This is a genomic window from Streptomyces sp. (genome assembly GCF_050698815.1).
Lineage (GTDB): Bacteria > Actinomycetota > Actinomycetes > Streptomycetales > Streptomycetaceae > Streptomyces.
The window spans coordinates 1-22,322 of the sequence record NZ_JBOHCV010000015.1 but is presented as its reverse complement, the minus strand read 5'-3'; the positions used below and the strand labels follow the sequence as shown (position 1 = coordinate 22,322).

25 protein-coding genes and 1 pseudogene are annotated in these 22,322 nt (G+C 70.8%); 18 read left to right on the top strand and 8 right to left on the bottom strand.

Annotated elements, in window-relative coordinates:
- Positions 1 to 231 (top strand): annotated as a pseudogene (locus tag ACRDP3_RS00530) (6-phospho-beta-glucosidase); the annotation flags it as partial.
- Positions 232 to 275: 44 nt separating this feature from the next.
- On the opposite strand, the gene ACRDP3_RS00525 reads toward ACRDP3_RS00530, so the two are convergent.
- Together ACRDP3_RS00525 and ACRDP3_RS00520 are read right to left on the bottom strand one after the other, a co-directional pair.
- Positions 276 to 443 (bottom strand): hypothetical protein, encoded by a 168-nt coding sequence (locus tag ACRDP3_RS00525; RefSeq protein WP_431514776.1) that lies wholly within the window; start codon positions 441 to 443, stop codon positions 276 to 278.
- 12 nt (positions 444 to 455) lie between these two features.
- A complete protein-coding gene (locus ACRDP3_RS00520; protein ID WP_431514775.1) occupies positions 456 to 626 on the bottom strand; it encodes a hypothetical protein in 171 nt (56 codons plus the stop codon).
- Between the two features lie 218 nt (positions 627 to 844).
- On the opposite strand from ACRDP3_RS00520, the gene ACRDP3_RS00515 reads away from it, so the two are divergent.
- Entirely contained in the window at positions 845 to 1,483 is a 639-nt protein-coding gene (locus ACRDP3_RS00515) for a hypothetical protein (protein ID WP_431514774.1), read from the top strand.
- A gap of 43 nt (positions 1,484 to 1,526) precedes the next feature.
- Here the strand turns inward: ACRDP3_RS00515 and ACRDP3_RS00510 are convergent, their stop codons facing one another.
- Positions 1,527 to 2,489 carry a 2-hydroxyacid dehydrogenase gene (locus ACRDP3_RS00510; protein WP_431514773.1) on the bottom strand — a complete coding sequence of 321 codons (963 nt, stop codon included), beginning with the start codon at positions 2,487 to 2,489 and terminating at the stop codon, positions 1,527 to 1,529.
- Between the two features lie 134 nt (positions 2,490 to 2,623).
- On the opposite strand from ACRDP3_RS00510, the gene ACRDP3_RS00505 reads away from it, so the two are divergent.
- The 8 genes from ACRDP3_RS00505 (at position 2,624) to ACRDP3_RS00470 (ending at position 10,251) form a co-directional block, all read left to right on the top strand.
- On the top strand, positions 2,624 to 3,016 hold the full coding sequence (locus ACRDP3_RS00505) for a hypothetical protein (protein WP_431514772.1): 393 nt from the start codon (positions 2,624 to 2,626) through the stop codon (positions 3,014 to 3,016).
- A gap of 67 nt (positions 3,017 to 3,083) precedes the next feature.
- Positions 3,084 to 3,845 carry an IclR family transcriptional regulator gene (locus ACRDP3_RS00500; RefSeq protein WP_431514771.1) on the top strand — a complete coding sequence of 254 codons (762 nt, stop codon included), beginning with the start codon at positions 3,084 to 3,086 and terminating at the stop codon, positions 3,843 to 3,845.
- Positions 3,846 to 3,958: 113 nt separating this feature from the next.
- Positions 3,959 to 4,573 (top strand): TetR/AcrR family transcriptional regulator, encoded by a 615-nt coding sequence (locus ACRDP3_RS00495; protein ID WP_431514770.1) that lies wholly within the window; start codon positions 3,959 to 3,961, stop codon positions 4,571 to 4,573.
- A complete protein-coding gene (locus ACRDP3_RS00490; protein ID WP_431514769.1) occupies positions 4,557 to 6,191 on the top strand; it encodes an isovaleryl-CoA dehydrogenase in 1,635 nt (544 codons plus the stop codon). Before ACRDP3_RS00495 ends, ACRDP3_RS00490 begins: the two co-directional genes overlap by 17 nt.
- Entirely contained in the window at positions 6,188 to 7,093 is a 906-nt protein-coding gene (locus ACRDP3_RS00485; protein ID WP_431514768.1) for an amidohydrolase family protein, read from the top strand. Before ACRDP3_RS00490 ends, ACRDP3_RS00485 begins: the two co-directional genes overlap by 4 nt.
- A 127-nt stretch (positions 7,094 to 7,220) precedes the next feature.
- Positions 7,221 to 8,288, top strand: coding sequence for a sulfotransferase (locus ACRDP3_RS00480; protein ID WP_431514767.1), 1,068 nt, complete (start codon positions 7,221 to 7,223; stop codon positions 8,286 to 8,288).
- 74 nt (positions 8,289 to 8,362) lie between these two features.
- Complete coding sequence (locus ACRDP3_RS00475) at positions 8,363 to 8,956, top strand: helix-turn-helix domain-containing protein (RefSeq protein WP_431514766.1); 594 nt, start codon at positions 8,363 to 8,365, stop codon at positions 8,954 to 8,956.
- Between the two features lie 50 nt (positions 8,957 to 9,006).
- The gene (locus tag ACRDP3_RS00470) at positions 9,007 to 10,251 is read left to right on the top strand and encodes an MFS transporter (RefSeq protein ID WP_431514765.1); all 1,245 of its coding nucleotides are present in this window, start codon (positions 9,007 to 9,009) and stop codon (positions 10,249 to 10,251) included.
- A 195-nt stretch (positions 10,252 to 10,446) separates the two neighbouring features.
- On the opposite strand, the gene ACRDP3_RS00465 is transcribed toward ACRDP3_RS00470, so the two are convergent.
- Positions 10,447 to 12,102, bottom strand: coding sequence for an FAD-binding dehydrogenase (locus ACRDP3_RS00465; RefSeq protein ID WP_431514764.1), 1,656 nt, complete (start codon positions 12,100 to 12,102; stop codon positions 10,447 to 10,449).
- 120 nt (positions 12,103 to 12,222) lie between these two features.
- Between ACRDP3_RS00465 and ACRDP3_RS00460 the strand changes: the two genes are divergently transcribed.
- From ACRDP3_RS00460 to ACRDP3_RS00445, 4 genes are all read left to right on the top strand, one after another.
- Positions 12,223 to 12,747: an NUDIX domain-containing protein gene (locus ACRDP3_RS00460; RefSeq protein ID WP_431514763.1), complete on the top strand. Its 525-nt coding sequence runs from the start codon at positions 12,223 to 12,225 to the stop codon at positions 12,745 to 12,747.
- Positions 12,748 to 12,970: 223 nt separating this feature from the next.
- Positions 12,971 to 13,369: a YidH family protein gene (locus tag ACRDP3_RS00455; protein WP_431514762.1), complete on the top strand. Its 399-nt coding sequence runs from the start codon at positions 12,971 to 12,973 to the stop codon at positions 13,367 to 13,369.
- Entirely contained in the window at positions 13,366 to 13,701 is a 336-nt protein-coding gene (locus ACRDP3_RS00450) for a DUF202 domain-containing protein (RefSeq protein WP_431514761.1), read from the top strand. Before ACRDP3_RS00455 ends, ACRDP3_RS00450 begins: the two co-directional genes overlap by 4 nt.
- Positions 13,702 to 13,751: 50 nt before the next feature.
- Positions 13,752 to 14,225, top strand: coding sequence for a gluconokinase (locus ACRDP3_RS00445; protein ID WP_431514777.1), 474 nt, complete (start codon positions 13,752 to 13,754; stop codon positions 14,223 to 14,225).
- 167 nt (positions 14,226 to 14,392) lie between these two features.
- Here ACRDP3_RS00445 and ACRDP3_RS00440 read toward each other — a convergent pair whose 3' ends face one another.
- Complete coding sequence (locus ACRDP3_RS00440) at positions 14,393 to 15,595, bottom strand: RNA-guided endonuclease InsQ/TnpB family protein (RefSeq protein WP_431514760.1); 1,203 nt, start codon at positions 15,593 to 15,595, stop codon at positions 14,393 to 14,395.
- Between the two features lie 28 nt (positions 15,596 to 15,623).
- On the opposite strand from ACRDP3_RS00440, the gene ACRDP3_RS00435 reads away from it, so the two are divergent.
- From ACRDP3_RS00435 to ACRDP3_RS00425, 3 genes are all read left to right on the top strand, one after another.
- Positions 15,624 to 15,782 (top strand): Arc family DNA-binding protein, encoded by a 159-nt coding sequence (locus ACRDP3_RS00435; RefSeq protein ID WP_431514759.1) that lies wholly within the window; start codon positions 15,624 to 15,626, stop codon positions 15,780 to 15,782.
- 467 nt (positions 15,783 to 16,249) lie between these two features.
- Positions 16,250 to 17,272 carry a phosphotransferase family protein gene (locus ACRDP3_RS00430; RefSeq protein WP_431514758.1) on the top strand — a complete coding sequence of 341 codons (1,023 nt, stop codon included), beginning with the start codon at positions 16,250 to 16,252 and terminating at the stop codon, positions 17,270 to 17,272.
- Positions 17,273 to 17,278: 6 nt separating this feature from the next.
- The gene (locus ACRDP3_RS00425; protein WP_431514757.1) at positions 17,279 to 18,505 is read left to right on the top strand and encodes an acyl-CoA dehydrogenase family protein; all 1,227 of its coding nucleotides are present in this window, start codon (positions 17,279 to 17,281) and stop codon (positions 18,503 to 18,505) included.
- A gap of 195 nt (positions 18,506 to 18,700) precedes the next feature.
- Here the strand turns inward: ACRDP3_RS00425 and ACRDP3_RS00420 are convergent, their stop codons facing one another.
- Both ACRDP3_RS00420 and ACRDP3_RS00415 read right to left on the bottom strand, forming a co-directional pair.
- The gene (locus tag ACRDP3_RS00420) at positions 18,701 to 19,270 is read right to left on the bottom strand and encodes a dihydrofolate reductase family protein (RefSeq protein ID WP_431514756.1); all 570 of its coding nucleotides are present in this window, start codon (positions 19,268 to 19,270) and stop codon (positions 18,701 to 18,703) included.
- 168 nt (positions 19,271 to 19,438) lie between these two features.
- The gene (locus ACRDP3_RS00415; RefSeq protein ID WP_431514755.1) at positions 19,439 to 19,861 is read right to left on the bottom strand and encodes a VOC family protein; all 423 of its coding nucleotides are present in this window, start codon (positions 19,859 to 19,861) and stop codon (positions 19,439 to 19,441) included.
- A gap of 116 nt (positions 19,862 to 19,977) precedes the next feature.
- Here ACRDP3_RS00415 and ACRDP3_RS00410 point away from each other — a divergent pair, with 116 nt between their 5' ends.
- Positions 19,978 to 21,216 (top strand): alpha/beta fold hydrolase, encoded by a 1,239-nt coding sequence (locus ACRDP3_RS00410; protein WP_431514754.1) that lies wholly within the window; start codon positions 19,978 to 19,980, stop codon positions 21,214 to 21,216.
- Here ACRDP3_RS00410 and ACRDP3_RS00405 read toward each other — a convergent pair.
- Positions 21,188 to 22,033, bottom strand: a complete 846-nt coding sequence (locus tag ACRDP3_RS00405; RefSeq protein WP_431514753.1) for a polysaccharide deacetylase family protein — start codon at positions 22,031 to 22,033, stop codon at positions 21,188 to 21,190. The two genes, ACRDP3_RS00410 and ACRDP3_RS00405, sit on opposite strands and share 29 nt — an antisense overlap.
- Positions 22,034 to 22,322: the final 289 nt, after the last annotated feature.

The following is a 22,322-nucleotide window of genomic DNA, read 5'->3' as shown; positions in this document are numbered from 1 at the left end:
GTGGAGGTGCCCTGCCTGGTCGACGCCGGCGGCGCCCGGCCTTTGTCGGCCGGCGCCGTCGCCCCGGACCAGCTGGGACTGATGCTGTCGCTCAAGGCCGTCGAGCGCTCGGCGATCGAGGCGGCGGCCGACGGCTCGCGCGGCGCCGCGCTGCGGGCACTGGCCCTGCACCCGCTGGTGGACTCGGTACGGGTCGCCTCACGCATCCTGGACGCGGCGGGCAGCTTCTGAACATGGGCCGCCCTTGCGCGCCGGCGTGAACCGCCCCGGGCCGGTCAGTCACCCGCCGGGCCATCCGGGGCCCCGTTCCCGGCCTTGCCCTGCCGCCGGCTCTGCACGGCGAGACCGGACACCAGCACGACCAGGCCGCCGACCACGAATATGCCGGTCCATCCCACCCGGGTGATCCGCGCGGTGTCACACACCCGGGTGTGCCACTCCACGACGTTGTCGCCTCACTCGAACTCACTGAAGTGGGCGGGGCTGACGACGGAACCGCATTTCACCAGCGGACGCCTCGACCTGTCACCGTCGGCAGCCGATGTGTCGCGGGCCTCGATGCCGAGGAAGAGCGACAACACCGCGGCGACGAGGAGCGCGGCGGTGACCATCAGCCAGACGATCAACGGATGGCCCCCTACGGGCGATTGCCACTCCAGAGGGGCCCTCACCTCCGAGGCGTCACCCCGCATGAGCGATCGTTCCAGATCGCCCGCTCGTGCGTCGTCCGAAGGTCGCACCGACCCCGCCCCCTTGTCGGCCTCTTCGGCCCCCGTCACCACCAAGCGACCAGACCCTACCGGGAATCCCCGGAACCCGGCCGGTGGGCCTAGACTTCTCGATCATGTCTATGCCATACACCGCATCCCCCGCCCACGACGCGACAGTGGTGCGCACGGGACGTCGAGGTCTGCTGATCGCCTTTCCCATCTGCCTGCTGCTGATCGCGTTCGGCCTGGTCGGAGTGATCGGGCTGATCATGCTCGCGACCGGGACGAATCAGGGTGAGTTCTCCGTGCCCGGGGTCGCCGGACTCGTGGTGATGCTGGTGCTCGGTGCGCTCGGAGTGCTCTTCGGTGTCCCCGTCTGGCTCGGCAGGAACGCGAACGTGACCGTCGACCACACGGGCCTCTGGCTGGACAACGGCAGGGCGAGGCAAGTGATCCCGTGGGCCGTACTCGCCGGAGTCGGTGTGCAGTGGAGCCGGATGGGACGTCGCTCGAAGAACTACTCCGTCGAACTGTGCCCGAGCGGTCCGATCAACGACCGGGACCCGGTGCTGTGGGCGCTGGTCCGTGACGAGGAGCCCATCGGTCCCGGCCTGCCGCGGTTGCGCTATCGGCTGCCCCTGGCACCGGGCAGCCGGGACCGTGTCACGACGGCGGTCCGTCAGTACATGCCGTCGCACCTGTGGCTGGGCGAAGCGGAGCGCGAGCCGGGGCACATCGGCCGTCCGGACACCAGCCGGCGGCCGCGTACCTGAACGCGACGGACGGGGCCCACCGCGCACGGCGCGGAGTTGCCGCTCAGGGACGGGGGAAGGCGTTGAGCAGCGGTTCACCTGCCGCGTAGCGGCGGACCTGGTCGACGATCAGCCGCTCGGCGCGGGGCCGGAACGCGGCGGAGCCGCCTCCCACATGCGGGGTGATCAGAACGCCGGGCGCCTGCCGCAGCGGGTGGTCGCCGGGCAGCGGCTCGGGGTCGGTGACGTCGAGGGCGGCGCGCAGCCGCCCGGCACGGGTCTCCGCGAGCAGCGCCTCCGTCTCGAGCGTACGGCCGCGCCCGACGTTGACGACGAGCGCTCCGTCGGGCAGTGCCGCGAGTTCCTCCGCGCCGAACATGCCGGTCGTGGCGGGGGTTTCGGGCAGGACGAGCACGGCGATGTCCACGGTCGGCAGCAGCGCGGGCAGGTCGCCGACGGGGTGCACGTCCGCTTCCGGCCTGGCCCTGCGGGCGACGCGGACCACCTCCGCCTCGCAGGCCAGCAGCCGCCGCTCCAGGGCTTGGCCGATGGAGCCGTAACCGATGACGGCGACCCGGCAGTCGGCGAGCGAGCGGGTGAAGTGCGGTTCCCAGCGGCCGGCTTGCTGATCGGCGATCCAGCAGGGGAGGTCGCGCTGGGCGGCGAGGATGAGACCGAGCGCGTGTTCGGCGGTGCTGGCGTCGTGCAGTCCGCGGCCGTTGTACAGACGCACACCCTCGGGAAGCAGCGGCAGCAGCTTCTCGACGCCCGCACTGAGTGACTGCACGGCACGCAGCGCGGGCAGCCGGGGCAGCAGCTCCTCCACACCGGGCACGGCGTACTGCATCACCCACAGGCCGACCCGGTCCAGGACCTGACCGGGCAGGTCGTCCTCGGCCCGCAGCCCGTCCCAGACGTGGACGCGGGCGTTCGAGGGCCAGGGTCCGTGCCGCACGTCGAGGTCCGGCCAGGGCAGGAGTACGTCCACGGTCGGAGCGGGGGCGGTGGACTCGTCGCTGTGAGACATCGTGCTGCGGCCTCTCGTTCGTCGGTCGGCGCGGGGTGAAGCGCCCGTGACCGTTGACCGGCCGGACCCCGCGCTCGTAGCATCCTTCCCGCCTAGTGAAACACTTTCCATCAGACGGAAAAAGGGGTCCGGGAATGACCGAGGCGTCACCCTCCCGTATCGGCGGCGGGGGCTTGTGGTCCTCGACCCGCGCCCGGTATCTGATGCCGGTCGCGTTCGTCACCTACTCGCTCGCGTATCTCGACAGGTCCAACTACGCGATCGCCTCGGCGGGCGGCATGGCCGAGGACCTGAACCTCTCGGCCGGGACCGACTCGCTCATCGCCGCCTCCTTCTTCCTCGGCTACTTCTTCTTCCAGATCCCGGGCACCATCTACGCCGAACAGCGCAGCATCCGCCGCGGGCGCCTTAGGCTTCATGGCGGTGTGCACGCTGATCTCCTCGGCACTGATGCTCGCCGTGAAGGAACCGCGGGTGACGGTCGGTCCGCCGGGTACGGTGAACCCGCAGCCGGACCCCGACCGTAAGGCGGCGGCAGGCAGCCGCGGACGCGAATGACCGTGCCGCGTACGACCATCGGGGGAAACCGGAACAGTGAGCGCAGCGCCCGGCGACGACATGCTGAGCCGCGGCCTGCGGCTGCTGACCGTACTGGCCGACCACCCCTCCGGGCTGGGCGTCAGCGCGGTCGCGCGTACGGCCGGGCTGCCGGTGAGCAGCGCGCACCGGCTGCTGGGCCTGCTCGCCGCCGAGCGGTTCGTCGCCTACGACGAGGACACCCGCCGCTACGCGCTGGGAATCCGGGTCCTGGAGCTCTCCCGCGGCTTCCAGCGCTCCCCCGCGGGCTACTCCGCCGCCGCGGCTCCGATGCGGCGGCTCGCCACCCGCACCGGTCTTCCGGTCATCGCCGGAATCCTGGACGGCTCGGAGGTGCTGCTGGTGCTCTCCGTACAGGGCAGCCAGCATCTTCAGCTGCGCAGCGCCGAGGGCACCCGCAACCCGTGGCACGCCACCTCGCTGGGCAAGGCCCTGGCGGCGGCGCTGCCGGAGCGGGACCGGGAGACACTGCTGGCGGGTGAGCTCCCCGCCACGACGTCCCACACCCTCACCGACCCCGGGGCGCTGCGCGAGGAGCTTACGCGGGTACGGGCGCGGGGCTGGGCCGAGGTCGAGGAGGAGAACGAGGTCGGTGTGCGCTCGGTCGCCGCCGCCGTGCCGGACCCCGACGACACCCGGCGACCCCGGCTGGCGGTGTCGCTGGGCGCCGCGGTGGTCCTCACCACTCGGGACGAACTCCACGACCAGGCGTCGGCGTTGCGGTCCTGCGCGGAGGAGATCGCCTCCCTCCTCGGCTGAGCCGGCCCGGCGGCCCGCCTCGACACGCACCCGGCAGGCACCCGGCGGATCATCTCGGCCCGATGAGCGGCAGGGCCTGGCGTGAAGCAGTGAATCGGTGCTTCAATCCTTCCATGCCCTACCGAAGAACCCCCGCCGTACAGGCACGTCTCGACGCCCGCCGGGACCGCGTGCTGGACGCCGCCGTCCGTTTGCTGTCCCGCGCGGGGTACGCGGGCTGCTCGGTCGCGGCGATCGCCGCCGAAGCGGGAATCTCCACGGGCAGCGTGTACCAGTCCTTCGCCGGCAAGTCCGAGCTGGCGGCCGCGCTCTTCCGTTCCCTGGTCGCCCGCGAGGTGGAGGCGGTGGCCGCCGCCGCGGGGCGCCCCGGGTCGGCGGCACAGCGCGTGGCCGCCGCGGTGGAAACCTTCGCCGCCCGCGCCCTCCAGGCACCGCGCCGGGCCTTCGCCCTGCTCGCGGAGCCGGTGGATCCGGCGGTCGACTCCGAACGGCTCGTCTTCCGGCGGGCCTTCCGCGATGTGTACGCCCAGCAGATCGCCGCGGGCGTGGCCACCGGCGAACTGCCGCCGCAGTCACCGGAGCTGACCGCGGCGGCGCTCGTCGGCGCGGTCGCCGAGGCGCTCATCGGGCCGCTGGCCGACGGTGACGCGGCACCGGACGACGTGATTCCCGAACTGATCGCCTTCACCCTGCGTGCTCTGGGAGGACAAGATGTCGCGAACGCATGAGGTCACCAACCAGGTCCCGCCGCACCACGGTTACGACGCGGCCGCCGACCCCGCCCTGCTGGAGGCGGTCACCCGCGAGGGCGCCGGCTGGGCAGCCGGCGAGATGCACCAGCTCGGCAGCCTCGCCGGCTCGGAACAGGCCGCCGAATGGGGACGCCTGGTCAACGACAACCCCCCGGTGCTGCGCACCCACGACCGCTACGGGCACCGCATCGACGAGGTGGAGTTCCACCCGTACTGGCACCGGCTGATGGAGACGGCCGTCGGTCACGGCCTGCACGCGGCGCCATGGCAGGAGGGCCGGCCGGGAGCGCACGTGGCCCGGGCAGCGAAGTTCTACCTCTGGGGCCAGGTCGAAGCAGGACACTCCTGCCCGGTCTCGATGACGTACGCGGCAGTGCCCGCACTGCGTGCGGCTCCGGACCTCGCCGGCTGGCTGGAACCGCTGCTGGCTTCCCGGGACTACGACTTCGGGCTGCGGCGGCCCGACACCAAGCGCGGCCTGATCGCGGGCATGTCGATGACCGAGAAGCAGGGCGGCTCCGACGTACGGGCCAACACCACGGCCGCGGTACCCGCCTCCGACGGCACGTACCGCCTCACCGGGCACAAGTGGTTCACCTCCGCCCCCATGTCGGACGTCTTCCTGACCCTGGCCCAGGCGCCCGGGGGGCTGTCCTGCTTCCTGCTGCCCCGGGTCCTGCCGGACGGCACCCGCAACAGCATCCGGCTGGAGCGACTCAAGGACAAACTGGGCAACCGCTCCAACGCCTCCGCCGAGATCGAGTACGACGACGCCTTCGCGTGGCCGGTGGGAGAGGAAGGGCGGGGAGTGGCGACCATCATCGAGATGGTCAACATGACCCGGCTCGACTGCGTCCTTGGGGCGGCCTCCGGCATGCGTCTGGGGCTCGTCCGCGCGGTCCACCACGCCACCCACCGCCGGGCGTTCGGCTCGGCGCTGATCGACCAGCCGCTGATGCGCAACGTGCTGGCCGACCTCGCCCTGGAGTCGGAGGCGGCGACCACGGTGGCGCTGCGGCTGGCCGGTGCCACCGACCGGGTCGCTTCGGGAGACGACGGCGAAGCCCTGCTGCGCCGCCTGGGACTGGCCGTGACCAAGTACTGGGTCTGCAAGCGGGGCCCCGCGCACGCCGCCGAGGCCCTCGAATGCCTGGGCGGCAACGGCTACATCGAGGAATCCGGCATGCCCCGGCTGTACCGGGAAGCGCCGCTGGCCTCCATCTGGGAGGGCTCCGGCAACGTCGCCGCCCTGGACTCGCTCCGGGCCATGGCCCGGCAGCCGGAGACCGTCGACGCCTTCTTCGCGGAAGCCGGCCTGGCGGCCGGAGCCAACCGCCACCTCGACATGGCGTTGGCAGGCCTCCAAAAGCAGCTTGCAGACCCCACGGAAGCCGAATACCGCGCCCGCCGGCACACCGAGACCATGGCCCTCGTGCTCCAGGCCTCGCTCCTGCAGCGCCACGCGCCCGCGGCCGTCGCCGACGCCTTCTGCGCCTCGCGGCTCGGCGGCGAAGGGGGCCACGCGTTCGGCACGCTGCCGCCGGGGGTGGACACCGCCGCCATCCTCGACCGGGCCCGGACGGTCGCCGGATGACGGAAACCGAACGTGTGGATGAGGACGTCCGCCAGGTGACCGCGTTCTGGCAGGAGCTCGGCCTGCCCGGACTGATCGATGTGCACACGCACTTCATGCCCGAACGGGTCATGGCCAAGGTCTGGCAGTACTTCGACTCCGCGGGACCGCTCACCGGACGCCCGTGGCCCATCCTCTACCGCATGGACGAAGCCCAACGGCTGGCCCGGATCCGGGCGTTCGGCGTGCGGGCGTTCACCGCGATGATCTACCCGCACAAGCCGGATATGGCGTCCTGGCTCAACTCCTGGGCCGCCGGCTTCGCCGCCCGCACGCCCGACTGCCTCCACACCGCGACGTTCTACCCCGAGGCCGGAGCCACGGGGTACGTACACCGGGCGGTCGAGGAAGGCGCCCGGATCTTCAAGGCCCATCTCCAGGTCGGCGGCTACGACCCCAACGACCCGATGCTCGACGGCGTCTGGGGCCTGCTCCGCGACTCCGGCACCCCGGTCGTCATCCACTGCGGCCACGGTCCGGCACCGGGCCCGCACACCGGTCCGGGCCCGATGGGCAAGCTCCTGGAGCGATTCCCCGGACTGCCCTTGATCATCGCCCACCTGGGCACCCCCGACTACACGGACTTCCTCGACCTCGCGGCCGGCGACCCCCAGGTCATGCTCGACACCACCATGACCTTCACCGACTGGTCCGAGCGCGACGCACCCTTCCCCCGCCACGAGCTGCCCCGCCTGCGCGACCTACAGGACCGCATCCTGCTCGGCACCGACTACCCCAACATCCCCTACCCCTACGCCCACGCGCTGCACTCCCTCACCCGGCTCGGCCTGGGCGACGACTGGCTGCGCGCCGTCTGCCACGACAACGCGGCGCGGATATTGCCACCCGGATCCTCAGCCTGACCTTGTCATAGCCCCGACGGGGCCCGGGTCGGCCAGGCCGAGCCCGGGTAGGGAACGGGATGGCCCGGGCGGGTGACTCCCGGGCAGGCGGAGCGGCCCGTGACGGGCCTCGGGGGAGGAAGCAACTGTGCGGACCGGCATCAAGACCATGGCCTTCGTCGTCGGCACCGGGCGCAGCGGCTCGACGGCGCTGTCCCGGGTGCTGCGGCTGCACCCCGGCGTACTCAGCCTCAACGAACTGTTCGCGAGCATGTCCCACTCCCCCGCCCTCCACGAACGGCCGCTGTCCGGAAGGGAGTTCTGGCGTCTGCTCACCGAGCCGAACCAGATCTTCGACACGATGGTCCGCAGCGGCGCCCCGCTCCCCGAGTTCCTCTACAACCGCCACCCCGAGTGGCGCTACACGGCACATGGGACCGGCATCCCGGCCATCAGCCTGATGACGCTCCCCCACCTCACCGACGACCCCGACGCACTCCTGGACACGCTGGAACCGGAGGTGACCGGATGGCCGGAACGTCCGGCGGCGCAACAGTGGGAGGCGTTCTTCGCTGCCCTCGCCGCGCGGCTCGGCGGCCGGGTGGCCGCCGTCGAGCGGTCCGGTTACTCGCTGCACCAAGTCCCGCAGATGCACCGGCTCTTCCCACACGCGCGCTTCGTGCACCTCTTCCGGGACGGCCCCGACTGCGCCCTCTCCATGAGCCGCCACCCCGGCTACCGGATGATCGCTCTGCTGCGCGAGGTACTCAGCTACTGCGGCGTCGACGCCCCGTCCGAGCTGACCCCCGATCACCTCAAGCAGCTCCCCGACGACCTCGCGCCCCTGCTGAGCACGCAGTTCGACCCCGCTCTGGTATTGGACCGGGAGATGCCGGTGACCGGCTTCGGCACCCTGTGGTCGGAGATCATCGCCGAGGGCGTGGGCCTCCTTTCGGCGGTCCCGGCCGAGCGCCGCACCACCCTCTCCTACGAGCAGCTCCTGGACGCACCCCGCCGGGAACTGGCCCGCCTGGCCGACCACCTCGGTGTCCCGCCGCTGGAGGAATGGCTGGAGGAGGGCAGCACCCTCTTGGACGGCAAGGGCAGACGCGGCTCCGCCCTGCGCCTCCCCGAGGACGAACTCACCGCCCTGCGGGAAGCCTGCGCACCCGGCGTACGGGCCCTCAGTTCCAAGTCGGACACACAGATGAGCTGACGGCGGATCTCACGCCAAACAGCCCTTTGCGAAGAAGTCTTCGCAAAGAACCGTTGGCCTTCTATGGTGTCGACATGACCGACAACCAGCGCGAGATGCCGCACACAGTCGTCCTGGACGCCAAAGGGCTACGCGCCCTGGCGCATCCGGTACGCGTCCAGTTGGTCGGGCTGCTGCGGAAGCACGGCCCGTCGACGGCCACCCGGCTCGCGGACCGACTGGGCCTCAACTCCGGCGCGACCAGCTACCACCTGCGCCAGCTTGACTCCGCGGGCTTCGTCGAGGAGGACACGGAACGAGGAAACGCCCGGGAGCGCTGGTGGCGTTCGGTCCACCGGACGACCCAGTTCAAGGACACGGAACTCGCCGAGCGGGAACCCGAGGCCACGCTGGCCTACCTGCAGTCCGTGGCCGCCCTCTACACCCTGCGCGTCCAGCGCGCCCTCAACGAGTTCCAGACGATTCCCCGCCCCTGGCGGGACGCCTTCGACATGAGCGACCGGCCCTTGCGGCTCACTCCTGAGGAAAGCCGGTCGCTGCAGGAGGAGTTGACGTCGGTCATCACCCGCTACCGGCTGGACACACCCGAAGCGGCCGCCGGAGCTCCGGAGGGCGCCGAGCGGGTCTCGGTGATCACGCTCGTACTCCCCGAGCTGGAAACGGAATGAAGTGCGGCTTACCCGCAAGCCGCCGGCCCCTGGCGGGCGTGCTCGCGGCGATGGCGGTGTCGTTGACCGGCACCCGCGTCTCGGGCGTAGCCCTGCCCTGGTTCGTACTCGTCACGACCGGCAGCGCCACCCACACGGGCCTGGTCGCCTTCTGCGAAATGGCACCTTACGTGCTGGTCAAGGCGTTCACCGGGCCCTTGGTGGACCGGAGCGGTCCGCGAGTCGTTTCCTGGTCCACCGATGCGGTCAGCGCAGTGGCCGCCACCGCGGTGCCCGTACTGCACGCCGCGAACCTGCTCTCCTTCTGGCTGCTGCTGATTCTCGTCGCCGTGATCGGAGCGGCACGCGGCCCCGGCGACCTGGCCAAGGAGGTGATGGTCCCGGAAGCGGCCGAGCGCGGAGGCATGCCGCTGGAGCGTGCCACCGGACTCAGCGGCATGACCGAGCGGCTCGCCTTCACGGTCGGCCCGGCGCTCGGCGGGTCGCTGGCTGCCTTGGCCGGCCCGATGACGTGCCTGCTGGTCATCGCGGCGTGCTTCGCACTGGGTTCCGTCATCACCACGCTGGCGCTTCCGCGCGCCATGGGGCGCGCCGGCTCGCCCCCGGACGGCGAGAGCGAGCGCGGCTACTGGCGGCGCTTCGGTGAGGGCTGGAACCACCTGCGTGGAGACCGGCTGCTGCTCACCATCGTTGTCACCGTCGGCATCACCAACTCGCTGAACGCGGCGTTCCACACGGTGTTGCTGCCGGTGTGGGCGAAGGAGTCCGGCAACGGGCCGACGGCGATCGGTGTGAGCGGCAGCGTGGCCGGAATCGCGGCGGTCCTCGCGAGTCTGATCGCCGCGATGGTGGCACACCGGATGCGGCGCCGCGTCGTGTTCTTCGCCGGCTTCCTGGTCGCCGGCGCACCGCGGTACGTGATCCTCGCCGTCGACGCGCCGATGTGGGCGGTGCTGACGGTCTTCGCCCTCAGCGGGTTCGGTTCGGGCTTCCTCAACCCCATCCTGGGAGCCGTCATCTTCGAACGGGTACCGCGTCCCCTCCTCGGCCGCGTCAACGCCCTGGGCGATTCCCTCGCTTGGGCCGGCATCCCCCTCGGGGGCCTGATGGGCGGCGCGGCAGTCGCAACCTTCGGCCTCGTACCGGCCCTGCTGACAGGCGGGACGGCGTTCTTCCTGACGACGAACCTGGCCGGACTCCGCCCGGAATGGCGTCAGATGGACCAGCGCCGGGCCCAACGCAAGCTGTCCGCAACAAAGTCAGTACGCAGCGAGGCGCATGACCGACACCGATGAACTCGACGCACGGCCCGCAGGAGGCCACTACGGGAGGGGACGGGACGGGCGGGGTGGTTCGGAACACTCAAGCGTGATTTTCGGCCTGGCATCAACGCATGAGCTCTGCAGGGGGTTTCGGGAGGCCAGGCCGTAAATCATGCCGTTCCGAACCGCCCTGTCCGGCACGGCACCGACCCGCACACCGCCGCCCGCTCACCCCACAGCGGCCGCCGCCGACCTTCCCGCCGTACGGCCCGAGAAGAGGCAGCCGCCCAGGAACGTCCCCTCCAGCGACCGGTACCCGTGCACGCCGCCGCCGCCGAAACCGGCCGCCTCCCCCGCCGCGTACACACCCGGCAGCACGTCGCCGCCCTCGCTCAGCACGCGCGCGTCGAGGTCCGTCTCCAGCCCGCCCAGCGACTTACGCGTCAGGATGTTGAGCCGTACGGCGATCAGCGGTCCCGCCTTGGGGTCGAGGAGCGGGTGCGGCGTCGCGACCCGGATCAGCTTGTCCCCCAGGAACTTGCGGGCGCCGCGCATCGCCGTCACCTGCGAGTCCTTGGTGAACGGGTTGCGGATCTCCCGGTCACGGGCTTCGACTTCGCGGCGCAGCCCCGCCTCGTCGATGAGATCCTCGCCCGTCAGGTCGTTCATCCGCCGTACGAGCGTGCCCAGTTCACGTTCGACGATGAAGTCCGCGCCGTGGTCCATGAACGCCTGCACGGGTCCCGGCGCGCCCGAGCTCGCACGCCCCAGCACCCCCCTGACGCTCTTGCCCGTCAGGTCCGGGTTCTGCTCGGACCCGGAGAGCGTGAACTCCTTCTCGATGATCTTCTGGCTGAGCACGAACCAGGTGTGGTCATGCCCCGTGTGCATGATGTGGTCCAGGGTGCCGAGCGTGTCGAAGCCCGGGAAGAGCGGCACGGGCAGCCGCTTGCCGGTGGCGTCCAGCCACAGCGAGGACGGGCCGGGCAGGATGCGGATGCCGTGCCGGGCCCAGATCGGGTCGCAGTTCTCGATGCCCTCGGTGTAGTGCCACATCCGGTCGCGATTGATGACGCGGCCGCCGGCCTGCTCGGCGATGCCGAGCATCAGCCCGTCGACGTGTGCGGGGACGCCGGAGAGCATCCGCGCGGGCGGAGTGCCCAGCCGCTGCGGCCAGTTGGCGCGTACGAGGTCGTGGTTGCCGCCGATGCCGCCGGAGGTGACGATCACGGCCTGGGCCCGCAGCTCGAAGGAGTCGGCCACCTCGCGGCTGCTGGCGGTGCCACGCTCCGCGTCGCTGGGCTCCAGGATCTCGCCGCTGACGGTGTCGACCGTACCGGTGCTGCGGGAGAGCCCGGTGACCCGGTGCCGGAAGCGGAGTTGGACGTGGCCGGCGGCGACTCCTGCCCGTACCCGCCGTTCGAAGGGCTCGACGAGTCCGGGTCCGGTGCCCCAGGTGATGTGGAAGCGGGGAACCGAATTGCCGTGCCCGGTGGCGCCGTAGCCGCCGCGCTCGGCCCAGCCCACGACGGGGAAGATCTTCAGCCCCTGCTGCCGCAGCCAGGCCCGCTTCTCGCCCGCCGCGAAGTCGACGTACGCCTCCGCCCAGCGCCTCGGCCAGTGGTCCTCCTCGCGGTCGAAGCCGGCCGTGCCCAGCCAGTCCTGCCAGGCCAGTTCGCGGCTGTCACGGACGCGCAGACGGCGCTGTTCCGGGGAGTCGACGAAGAAGAGGCCGCCGAAGGACCAGTGGGCCTGACCGCCGAGCGATTGTTCGGGTTCCTGGTCGAGGAGGATCACCTTGCGCCCGGCGTCGGCCAGTTCGGCCGTGGCCGCGAGTCCGGCGAGCCCTGCTCCGATCACGATGACATCGGCGTCGTACGCCATGCGTTCCACCTGTTCCGCGCCCGGTTGCTGATCACCCGATAGATGTGGTGAACCGGAGAGTAACCGCCGCTGCGCTCGCACCGCACCCCTCGCGGCGCCCGCGGATGATGAGATGTGCACATGACGGAACAGGCCCGTTCGGCGGACGAGCTGCTGGACATCGTGGACGCGGACGACAACGTGATCGGACGGGCCCCGCGCGGCGAGGCGATGGCGCGGCGGCTGCGGCACCGCTGCACGTCGGTGCAGGTGCGCGATCCACAGGGCCGGATCTTCGTGCACCGGCGCACACCGGTGAAGCTGATCTTCCCCTCGATGTACGACGTGGTGGTGGGCGGCGTCGTCGGCGCGGGCGAGAGCTACGACGCGGGGGCGCTGCGCGAGGCCGAGGAGGAACTGGGGGTGCGGGGGCTGCCGGCGCCCGAGTCGCGTTTCACGTTTCTCTACGACTCACCGCAGCACAGCTGGTTCGTGCGGGTCTACGAGGTGGAGTGCGCGCTGCCCGTACGGCCGCAGCCCGAGGAGGTCGAGTGGTGGGACTTCCTCACGGCGGAGGAGCTGGAGAGGCGGCTGCCGGACTGGGATGTCGTACCGGACGGACTGGAGTGCCACCGGCGCCTGCAAACCTGGCACGGTCAGCCGTGACACGCCCGGCGACCCTGCCGTCCGCGTCAGCTATGTCGACGCGGACAGCGGGGAACCGGTGGCGGCCGAGCTGCTGAGTGCGGTGCCCTCGCGCGAGGTCCTGCCGATGGCGGGCTGAGCCGACTGGCCCGGACGGGCTCCGCAGGGCGGCGCGGGCGGCGCGGGCGTGGGGACCGGCGCCGCCCGCGAACGCGGAGTGGGCGCGGGCCGTAGGCTCGTCCGCATGATCGACCGGCTCCTGGCAACGCTCCGGCTGTGGTTCGCCCCGCAGCGCCTGCGGGAGGAAGGCAGCACGCCCGACTACCGCTTCTCGCTCGCCAACGAGCGCACTCTGCTCGCGTGGCTGCGTACCGCGCTGGCGCTGGTCGCGGGGGGCATCGCGGTGGACCAGTTCCTCACCGATCTGCGTGGCGGCGTGCGGACCACGATCTCCGTGGCCGTCCTCGCGTGCGCGGCCGTGTGCGCGTTCCGCGCGGTCAACCACTGGCTGCGCTGCGAACGCGCGATGCGACGGGGCGAGGACCTGCCCGTCTCACGGTTTCCGGTACTGCTGGGCGCGGTGACCGGCCTGGCCGCGCTGCTGCTGCTCGGTGCCGTGCTGCTGGGGCGGACCGCCGGATGACCGGCCAGGACGCCGCGGACCCGCGGGATCCGGACGCACGCGACCCGGCGGCGCAGCCGGAACGCACCCGCCTGGCGTGGCGGCGTACCACTCTCACCTTCGCGGTGGCCGTTGGTCTGAGCGTGCGGCAGATGCTCTACGACGGCACCTCGAGGTCCGTCGTGGCGGTGGCGGCGGGGGTGCTGGCCTGGCTCGCGTTCCTGGCGGTCGCGCACCGGCGGATCGCGGGCATGACGGCGAACCGTCCGGAGGGGATCGGCCCCGGGTCGGTGGGGGCGGCCGCGCTGTGCACGCTGGCGATGGTGGCGGTGGGAGTGATGACGCTGTGGTGAGCGAGGAAGGGCCTGGCCCCCGGCCCGGGCCGGCGCCGCTGGTCGTGGTGATGGGGGTCTCCGGCGCGGGCAAGTCCACGGTGGGCACGCTGCTCGCCCGCCGGCTGCGGGTGCCGTACGCGGAGGCCGACGTCTTCCACCCGCCGGAGAACGTGGCGAAGATGTCGGCCGGTACGCCGCTCGACGACGAGGACCGCCGTCCCTGGCTGGACGCGATCGCGGCGTGGCTGTCGGAGCACGCCGAGGGCGGCGGCGTGGTCAGCTGCTCGGCGCTCCGCCGCCGCTACCGTGACCGGCTGCGCGGGAGCGGGCGGCCGTTGTTCTTCCTCCACCTCGACGGCTCCGAGACGCTGATCGCCCGACGGCTGGCGGACCGCAAGGGACACTTCATGCCGCGCACGCTGCTGCGTTCGCAGTTCGCGACGCTGGAGCCGCTGGCGGCGGACGAGCGGGGCGCGGTGGTCCCTGTCGGGGGGACGCCGCAAGAGGTCACCGAAGAGGCGCTGACCGCGCTCGCGCCGTAGCCGCGCGGCGCGGCGACTGCCAGGCTGGGCCGCCCGCGCGCCGGCCCCACAGTGGAGCAGTCGGCAGCAGGGGTGACGACACAGCTGAACTTCCGGTCCACGGCGGGCCGATGAGGGAGGGGACCACGCTTGACTGCTCCCCTCCCTGAAGGGTGGGGATTCTTGGCTCAGGCTGCCTTCCGGACCGGCGGTCCGGGAGGTCTTGTGCCCTCAGCACCAGCCGGGGCCAGACCAGCCCGGACGAGCATCACGCGGGCGGAGTTCTTGTCCCTTGGGGACACGGATCCGCACGCGGTGCAGGTGTAGGTACGTTCAGATAGAGGTAGTGCGTGCTTGGTTCTCGCTCCGCACTGTGCGCAGTCCGTGGTGGTGTGCGCGGGGTGTACGAGGTGCAGTTCACGGCCGTGTTTGCGGGCCATGTGGATCAGTGCCTGCTTGGTGGCGCCGATCGCGGCGTCGGCTGCTTTGCGGGCCATGGTGGACTTGGCGAGGAACTTCGGCCGGAAGTCCTCGACGGCGAGGCGGTCGTGGTCGGTCACCACCTTCTTGGCCCATTTGCGGCCCGTGTCCTCACGCTGCCGGGCGGTCTTCTTGTGGAGCTTCGCGGTCTGCCGCTTCGCCTCGCGGTAGCCCCTGGATCCGGGCTGGCCACGCTGGGGCTTACGGCGGGCCATCATCCGCTGGTAGCGGGCCAGGCGCTGTGCGGCGTTCTTGCCGTGCTGGGCGTGCGGGAGGTCGTGGGCGTGGGAGGTAGTGGTGGCGGTTTCTTTGACGCCCCAGTCGATGCCGATGTCCTCTCCGGTGGCGGGCAGGGCCTCGGTGGTGGTCGCTACGACGAACGAGGCGTACCAGTGGCCGAGGCTGTCGCGGTAGACGCGGACGGAGGACGGGGGCTTGGGCAGGTCTCGCGACCACACCACGCCCAGGCTGATGCCGCCCGCGAGGTGCAGGCGGCCGTCTTTGAGGCGGAACCCGCGCCGGGTGTAGTTCAGCGTGGGGTCGGCGGCGTGCTTCTTCCTGTACTTCGGCATCCCGGCCCGCTGACGCTGCGGCAGCTGGGCCTTGATGTCCTTGAGGGCTTTGGCGCGGGAGGTGGCGAAGTCGCGGATGGTCTGCTGCTGCGGCACCGAACCACCCAGGCGCAGCCACGCGTTCGCCGTGCGGGCCTCGGTCAGCATCTTGTCCAGGCGGGCGGGGCCGCACTTCTCGCCATCAGCGTGCGCCCTCTTCGATCGGGCGCAGCATTCGTTCCAGATCCACCGGCACCGCGTCCACTCCGCTTCCAGCGTGGTGAGAGCGGTCGACGACACGCGAAGCCGGTAGGTGTACCGGGCGTGCCCGGTCTCCTCGGCTACCTTCAGGGCCGTCATGCCACCACTTTACCACTATGATAGGGGTATGGATGAGGAAACAAAGATCACTCTCAGGCTCCCCGCAGACCTCCACCGGTGGCTCACCGCTCAGGCCAAGTCCGCCCGCAGGTCCCTCAACTCCGAGATCGTTCACCGGCTGGAGATCCAGCGCGACACCGTCGCGGCAGACACCGAATCGCCCTAACGGCGATTCGGCTATCCATGCCCTGCCCCGCAGGAGTCCGATTCTCCCCTTGGCTTCGCCAGGGGCAACCCCACCCCGGCCTCAAGCCCGGGACATCCTCGAGGCTTCCCCGGTGACAGCAGCGCCGGCGGTGCCGTGTGCGGCCGGAGGCCGGGCCGTTGCCCGGCGACCCGGATACCGAGCAGATTTCGCGGAACCGGCCGAGAGCGAGCGGCTGGTGGCGAACGTGCACCGTGCGTATGCGGAACCACGCCTGAGCCGGGCCTGAGTGCCGGCCTGTCCGCGTGTGCCTCGTCACAACAACGGCCTTCGGCGCGGTCCGCGACGGCCCACCCCTAGACGCCATACCGACTAGTCGGCATGATCGACGGAGACGTCCGTCCGCCCGCCCGCCCGTACGGCACTGTCCACCCTTGTCACATCGACCATCGCCCCATACACCCGCCACGCAGAGGAGCGCGTACGACATGAGCGAGGAGAATCCGCCCGGGCTCGACCTGGAGCGGCTGGCCCGGCAGCTGGACCGGGAGCGTCCCGGCCTGGTCCGGGGGCCGCTGCGGGCCGAGGTGATCCAGGGCGGCCGGTCGAATCTGACGTACCGGGTGACCGATGGTGAGTCCCGCTGGGTCGTGCGGCGCCCGCCGCTCGGCCACGTGCTGGCCACCGCTCACGACATGGCGCGCGAGTACCGGGTCATCAGCGCGCTGCACGACACCGATGTGCCGGTGCCGGAAACGGTGCTGCTGTGCGAGGACGTGGACGTGCTCGGGGCGCCCTTCTACGTGATGGAGCAGGTGGCGGGTACTCCCTACCGCACGGCTGATGAGCTTGTCCCGCTCGGCCCGGACCGCACCAGGGCGCTGGCGCTGGCCTTGCCCGACACTCTTGTCGCCCTGCACTCGGTGGACCCGGACAGCGTGGGCCTGGCCGACTTCGGGCGGCCGGAGGGCTTCTTGGAGCGGCAGCTGCGCCGCTGGGGCAAGCAGCTGGAAGCCTCCCGCAGCAGGGAGCTGGCCGGCATCGACGAACTGCGCGAGACACTCGGCAAGCAGCTGCCCGTCTCGCCGCCGCCCACTGTCGTGCACGGCGACTTCCGGCTGGACAACGTGCTGGCGGACGCGGACGACCGCATCGCCGCGGTGCTCGACTGGGAGATGTCCACGCTCGGTGATCCACTGACCGACCTCGGCCTGCTGGCGATGTACAGCGAGCGGCTGAACATCCCCGATCCGCCGATCAGTACGACAGCGGAGGCGCCCGGACACCCGACCCCGCAGGAGCTGATCGAACGCTACGCGGCGGGCTCCGGACGCGACGTCTCCCGCGTCAACTGGTACATCGCGTTCGCCTGGTTCAAGCTCGGGGTGATCCTCGAGGGCATCCATTACCGCTACACCCTCGGCCAGACCGTCGGCCCGGGCTTCGACCGGATAGGCGGCCTCGTCCCGGTCTTCATCGACAACGGACTCACCACACTGCGGAAGGGCTGAAGACTGATGGACTTCGCATACGACGGCCGTACGGAAGAACTGCGCAAGCAGCTCCAGTCCTTCATGGACGAGCACGTCTACCCGGCGGAGGCGGTCGCCGACGCGCAGCGCGCCGAGCAGGACTCGCCCTGGCAGACGCCGCCGATCGTGGACGAACTGAAGGCGAAGGCACGCAAGCACGGACTGTGGAACCTCTTCCTGCCCGACCGCACCTACGGGGGCGGGCTGACCAACCTCCAGTACGCGCCGCTCGCCGAGATCCTCGGCCGCAGCCCGCGGCTGGCCCCGACCGCCGTGAACTGCGCCGCCCCGGACACCGGGAACATGGAGGTGCTGACGGAGTTCGGCAACGCGGAGCAGCGCAGGAACTGGCTGGAGCCGCTCCTCAGCGGCGAGATCCGGTCCGCGTTCGCGATGACCGAGCCGGACGTCGCCTCCTCGGACGCCACGAACATCGAGACGCGCATCCGCCGGGACGGCGACGAGTACGTCATCACGGGACGCAAGTGGTTCATCTCGGGTGCCATGAACCCGGACTGCAAGATCTTCATCGTGATGGGCAAGACCGACCCCGACGCCCCGGACAGCCGCCGCCAGCAGTCGATGGTGCTGGTGCCCCGCGACACCCCTGGTCTCGAAGTACGCCGGGCGATGACCGTCTACGGCTACCAGGACGACTACCACGGCGGCCACGCCGAGATCGTCTTCGACGGCGCGCGGGTGCCGAAGGCCAACCTCATCGGCGAGGAGGGCGGTGGTTTCGCCATCGCACAGGCCCGGCTCGGGCCGGGCCGTATCCACCACTGCATGCGGCTGATCGGCATGGCGGAGCGGGCGATCGAGCTGATGTGCCGCCGGGCACACGCGCGTTCGGCGTTCGGCAAGCCGCTGTCCGAGCAGGGCGTGGTGCGGGAGTGGATCGCCGACGCACGGGTGCAGGTCGAGCAGCTGCGGCTGCTGGTGCTGAAGACGGCCTGGCTGATGGACACGGTCGGGAACCGTGGTGCGCACACCGAGATCCAGGCCATCAAGATCGCCACGCCCCGTGCGGTCGTGGACATCCTGGACCGCGCGGTCCAGCTGCACGGCGCGGGCGGTGTCAGCCAGGACTTCCCGCTGGCGGAGCTGTGGGCGGGCGCCCGTACGCTGCAACTCGCCGACGGCCCGGACGAGGTCCACCAACGGTCCCTGGCCAGCCGCGAGTTGAAGCGGTTCGCAGCGGCAGGGGAGTAGGCCGCACAGCCTGTCCAGGGTGGTCTCGGGCCGTCGCCGTACCGGTGGCGGCTCGAGAGCGCGGCCGCTGTTCGGCGCCCTGGAGCGACCCGACCGGTAGTCGATCGGGCTTGTGGTGTGCTGATGAGGTTCCGGCAGTGGACTGCCGAAGGCGATGACTATGGCGCCAGGTGCAGGTGCCAGGTGCCAGGTGCGCTACGAGATGGGCTGATAGCGAAGGATCACCACACCGGACTCATCGAACCTCGTGGTCTCCACCAAACGCAGCGAGCGGCGCGGCTGCGGCGCCTTGAACAACGGCTGCCCGTCACCGAGCACCACCGGGAAGACGATCAGGCGGTATTCGTCGATCAGGTCCCGCTCCAGGAACGCCGAGATCGCGGTGGCGCCGGCGAACAGCGCGAGATCCTTGCCCGGCTCCTCCTTGAGCCGGGAGACCGCTTCGGCGAGATCGTCGCCGATCCGCCACGCCGGCCCCCAGTTCAAGTCGGGCTGGGACCGCGAGAGCACGATCTTCGGGATGGTGTTCATCAGGCGGGCCTGCTCGGCCTCGATGCTCCTGCTGGAGACTTCCGCTCCGGGCCAGTGCTGCGCGAGCATCTCGTACGCCACCCGGCCGAAGAACATGCCGTCGATTCCGCGCAGCAGGTCGGCCAAGTGGCTGTCGAGCGCGTCGTCCCCCACGTCGATCCAGTCCAGCTCGCCGTTCGGCCCGGCGGTGAATCCGTCGAGGGTCACCATGACCGACAGAATGACCTTGCGCATCCGCGATGCTCCTCTCACCAGCAGCTCTTCCGGGTCTGACCTCCCACGAGCCCGGAACTCATCGCCGCCCGGCCACTGTGCCCGGAGATCACTCTCCACCCGGAAGGCATCAACCGCCGTTCCCACGCTCGCCGGCATGAGAGAGGCCGCTCTCGCAGTCGACAGACATCACGATCCACCGCCGGCCGCCTCGGGGGCGTCGGTCCCTTCCATTTGCAGCAAGTCCCAGCGGTTTCCGTACAGGTCACGGAAGACGGCGACCGTGCCGTAGGGCTCGCGCCTGGGCACCTCTTCGAAAGCGACACCGGCCGCCCGCAGGCGCTCGTAGTCGCGGTCGAACGCGTCGGTGTTCAGGAACCAGCCGACGCGTCCACCGGTCTGGTTCCCGACTCGGGCCTCCTGATCGGAGTCCGTGGCTCTGGCGAGGAGCACAGCCGCTCCCCCGGCTCCAGGCGGGGTGACGACCACCCAGCGCTTCCCGTCGTCGAGACGTGTGTCCTCCCGGAGCTCGAAGCCGAGGGCGTCCACGTAGAAGGTGATGGCCTCGTCGTAGTCACGCACGACAACGGTCACCAGTCCAAGATGAGGCATCCGGCGATCCTGCCCGCCGGCCGTCCAGATGCGCCACCGCAATCCGGTGACCCGTCCCGGGGTCCTCCCGCAGGAGACCTGGGCGAAGCCGGGGCGCGTTTGACAAGATCGACGGCATGGCCGTCACTCACCACGCCCCCGGGCTGATCCTGACCGAGCACGAGTTTCGGGTGCCGTTGGACCACGCCGAGCCGGACGGTGAGCGCATCACCGTGTTCGCGCGGGAAGTTGCCGACCCGGGGGGTCGTGACCTGCCTTTCCTGGTGTACCTGGAGGGCGGTCCCGGCCAGGAGGCGCCCAGGCCCTCTCGCGCGCCGACGAATCCGAGTTGGCTGGAGCGGGCGCTTCGTGATTACCGGGTGCTGATGCTCGACCAGCGCGGCACCGGCCGCTCGACACCGGTCGGCACACTGCCCGGGATGACACCGCGGCAGCAGGCGGACTACCTGACGCACTTCCGGGCCGATGCGATCGTGCGGGACGCCGAATGGATCCGTGCCGAACTGGGCGTGGAGCAGTGGAGTGTGCTGGGCCAGTCATTCGGCGGCTTCTGCACGTTGAACTACCTGTGCCAGGCGCCGCACGGGCTGCGGGAGGCGTTCTTCACCGGCGGCCTGCCCCCGGTGGGGCGGCATCCGGACGAGGTCTACCGCGCCACGTTCGCGACGATGCTGGAGCGCAACCGCCGTTATCACCGGCGCTACCCGGCTGACCGTGACCGGGTGCTGGCACTGCTGGAACGGATCGATTCCCAGGACGTACGACTGCCCAACGGCGATCGGCTCACCTCCCGCCGGTTCCGACAGATCGGCAACGTGCTCGGCATGAGCGACGGCGCCGAACGCCTGCACTATGTGCTGGAGCGCGATCCGGCCTCACCCTCGTTCGCCCACGATGTCGCCGCGGCCATGCCGTTCTCCGGCCGCAATCCGCTCTACGCGGTCATCCACGAGGCCAGCTACGCCGACGGTCACGCGACGCGCTGGTCCGCACAGCGGACGCTGCCGGCCGAATTCGAGGCGGACGAGACGCTGTTCACCGGCGAGCACGTGTTCCCCTGGATGTTCAGCGACTACGGTGAGCTGGCACCGCTGCGGGAGGCAGCCGAATTCCTGGCCGACTACGAGTGGCCGCCGCTCTACGACCCCGACCGGCTCCGTGACTGCCAAGTGCCCTGCGCGGCCGCGATCTACGCGGACGACGCCTACGTCGACCGCGCCTTCTCCGAGGAGACAGCGCGACTCATTCCCACCATGCGGCCATGGCTCACCAACGAGTACGAGCACAACGGGCTTCGCGCCGACGGCGACCGCGTCCTTGACCGGCTCATCGCCCTCGCCCGGGGGTACGCCTGACAGTTCGGCGGGGTGCGGTGGCAGGGGACCAAGCCTGTTGGAGAGTCCTGTAGTCGGTCACGGTGATCCCCTCCCGCTGGAGGAGCTCGCGCGCCTCCGGCGATGTCAGGAACTCGAAATCGGTCCGGCGCACACGCCAGCCGCCGGGATCGATCGCCTGCGCCTCCTCGTTTCCCACACCCGGATGGACCGCCCACTCGCTCAGACCGGCCGGCAGGTCACGTAGCAACCGGGCGTACCGGGCGGACTTGCCGTCGATGTCGAGGCTGAAGCTGTCCAGGAACGGGTGATCGGTGACCGGCAAGCCGCGCGGTCGCACCTTCTGACGTCCAGGTTCGAGCCAGACCCGTACCGCGAGGCCGTACTCCCCGGCCAGGGCTACCGTGAGGTCGAAGATGTCGTCGCGACCGCCATCGGCCAGACAGTGCCAGTCCAGATGGGTCGGCGTCAGCCCGGCATCGACCGCGACGTCGATCTGCGCGCGGAACTCGAGCTCCACCTCGTCGGGACGAGCCCGGGCGAGCAGTTCGGGAACCCGGGCCGGCGTGAAGAGCTCTCCCGTATCGTCGAGCAGCGAGGGCACCTTCTGCTTCGGGATCACCGGCCCCCAACGGTAGTTCGGCGTATCGCAGAACAGCGTGAGGTGGATCCCGAACGGGATCTCCGGCCGCCGGCGGAGCAGGTCCATGGCGTGCGGCGCCGCCGGACACGGCACCATCAGGCTGCACGAGCCGGCGATCCCCTCCTCGATCGACTCGACGACAGCGGTGTTGATCGCGGGGTACATCCCGAAGTCGTCGTTGTTGACGATGAGCACCCGCGCGTCGGCGGGGAACCCCAGCAGCTGACTCGACAAGCCACGTCCGTCCACACCCTGAGCGTGCGCGAACGTGAACCAAGAGTTCAAGGCAATTTCCGTCCGTCCGGCCCCTTATCAACGAGAGACGGTCGGCGCGGCTGCGGGGGCCGCCCGAGCGGCGGGAGTCCGGCCCGCGGCAGGAGTCCGGGCGGTCGGCGGCCTTGGCTACTCTGCACAAGTGACCACCGACCTGACCCTGCTGCCGCGTGTCGCCTATCGCGGACAGGAGGTCACCGCTCCCCGGCTC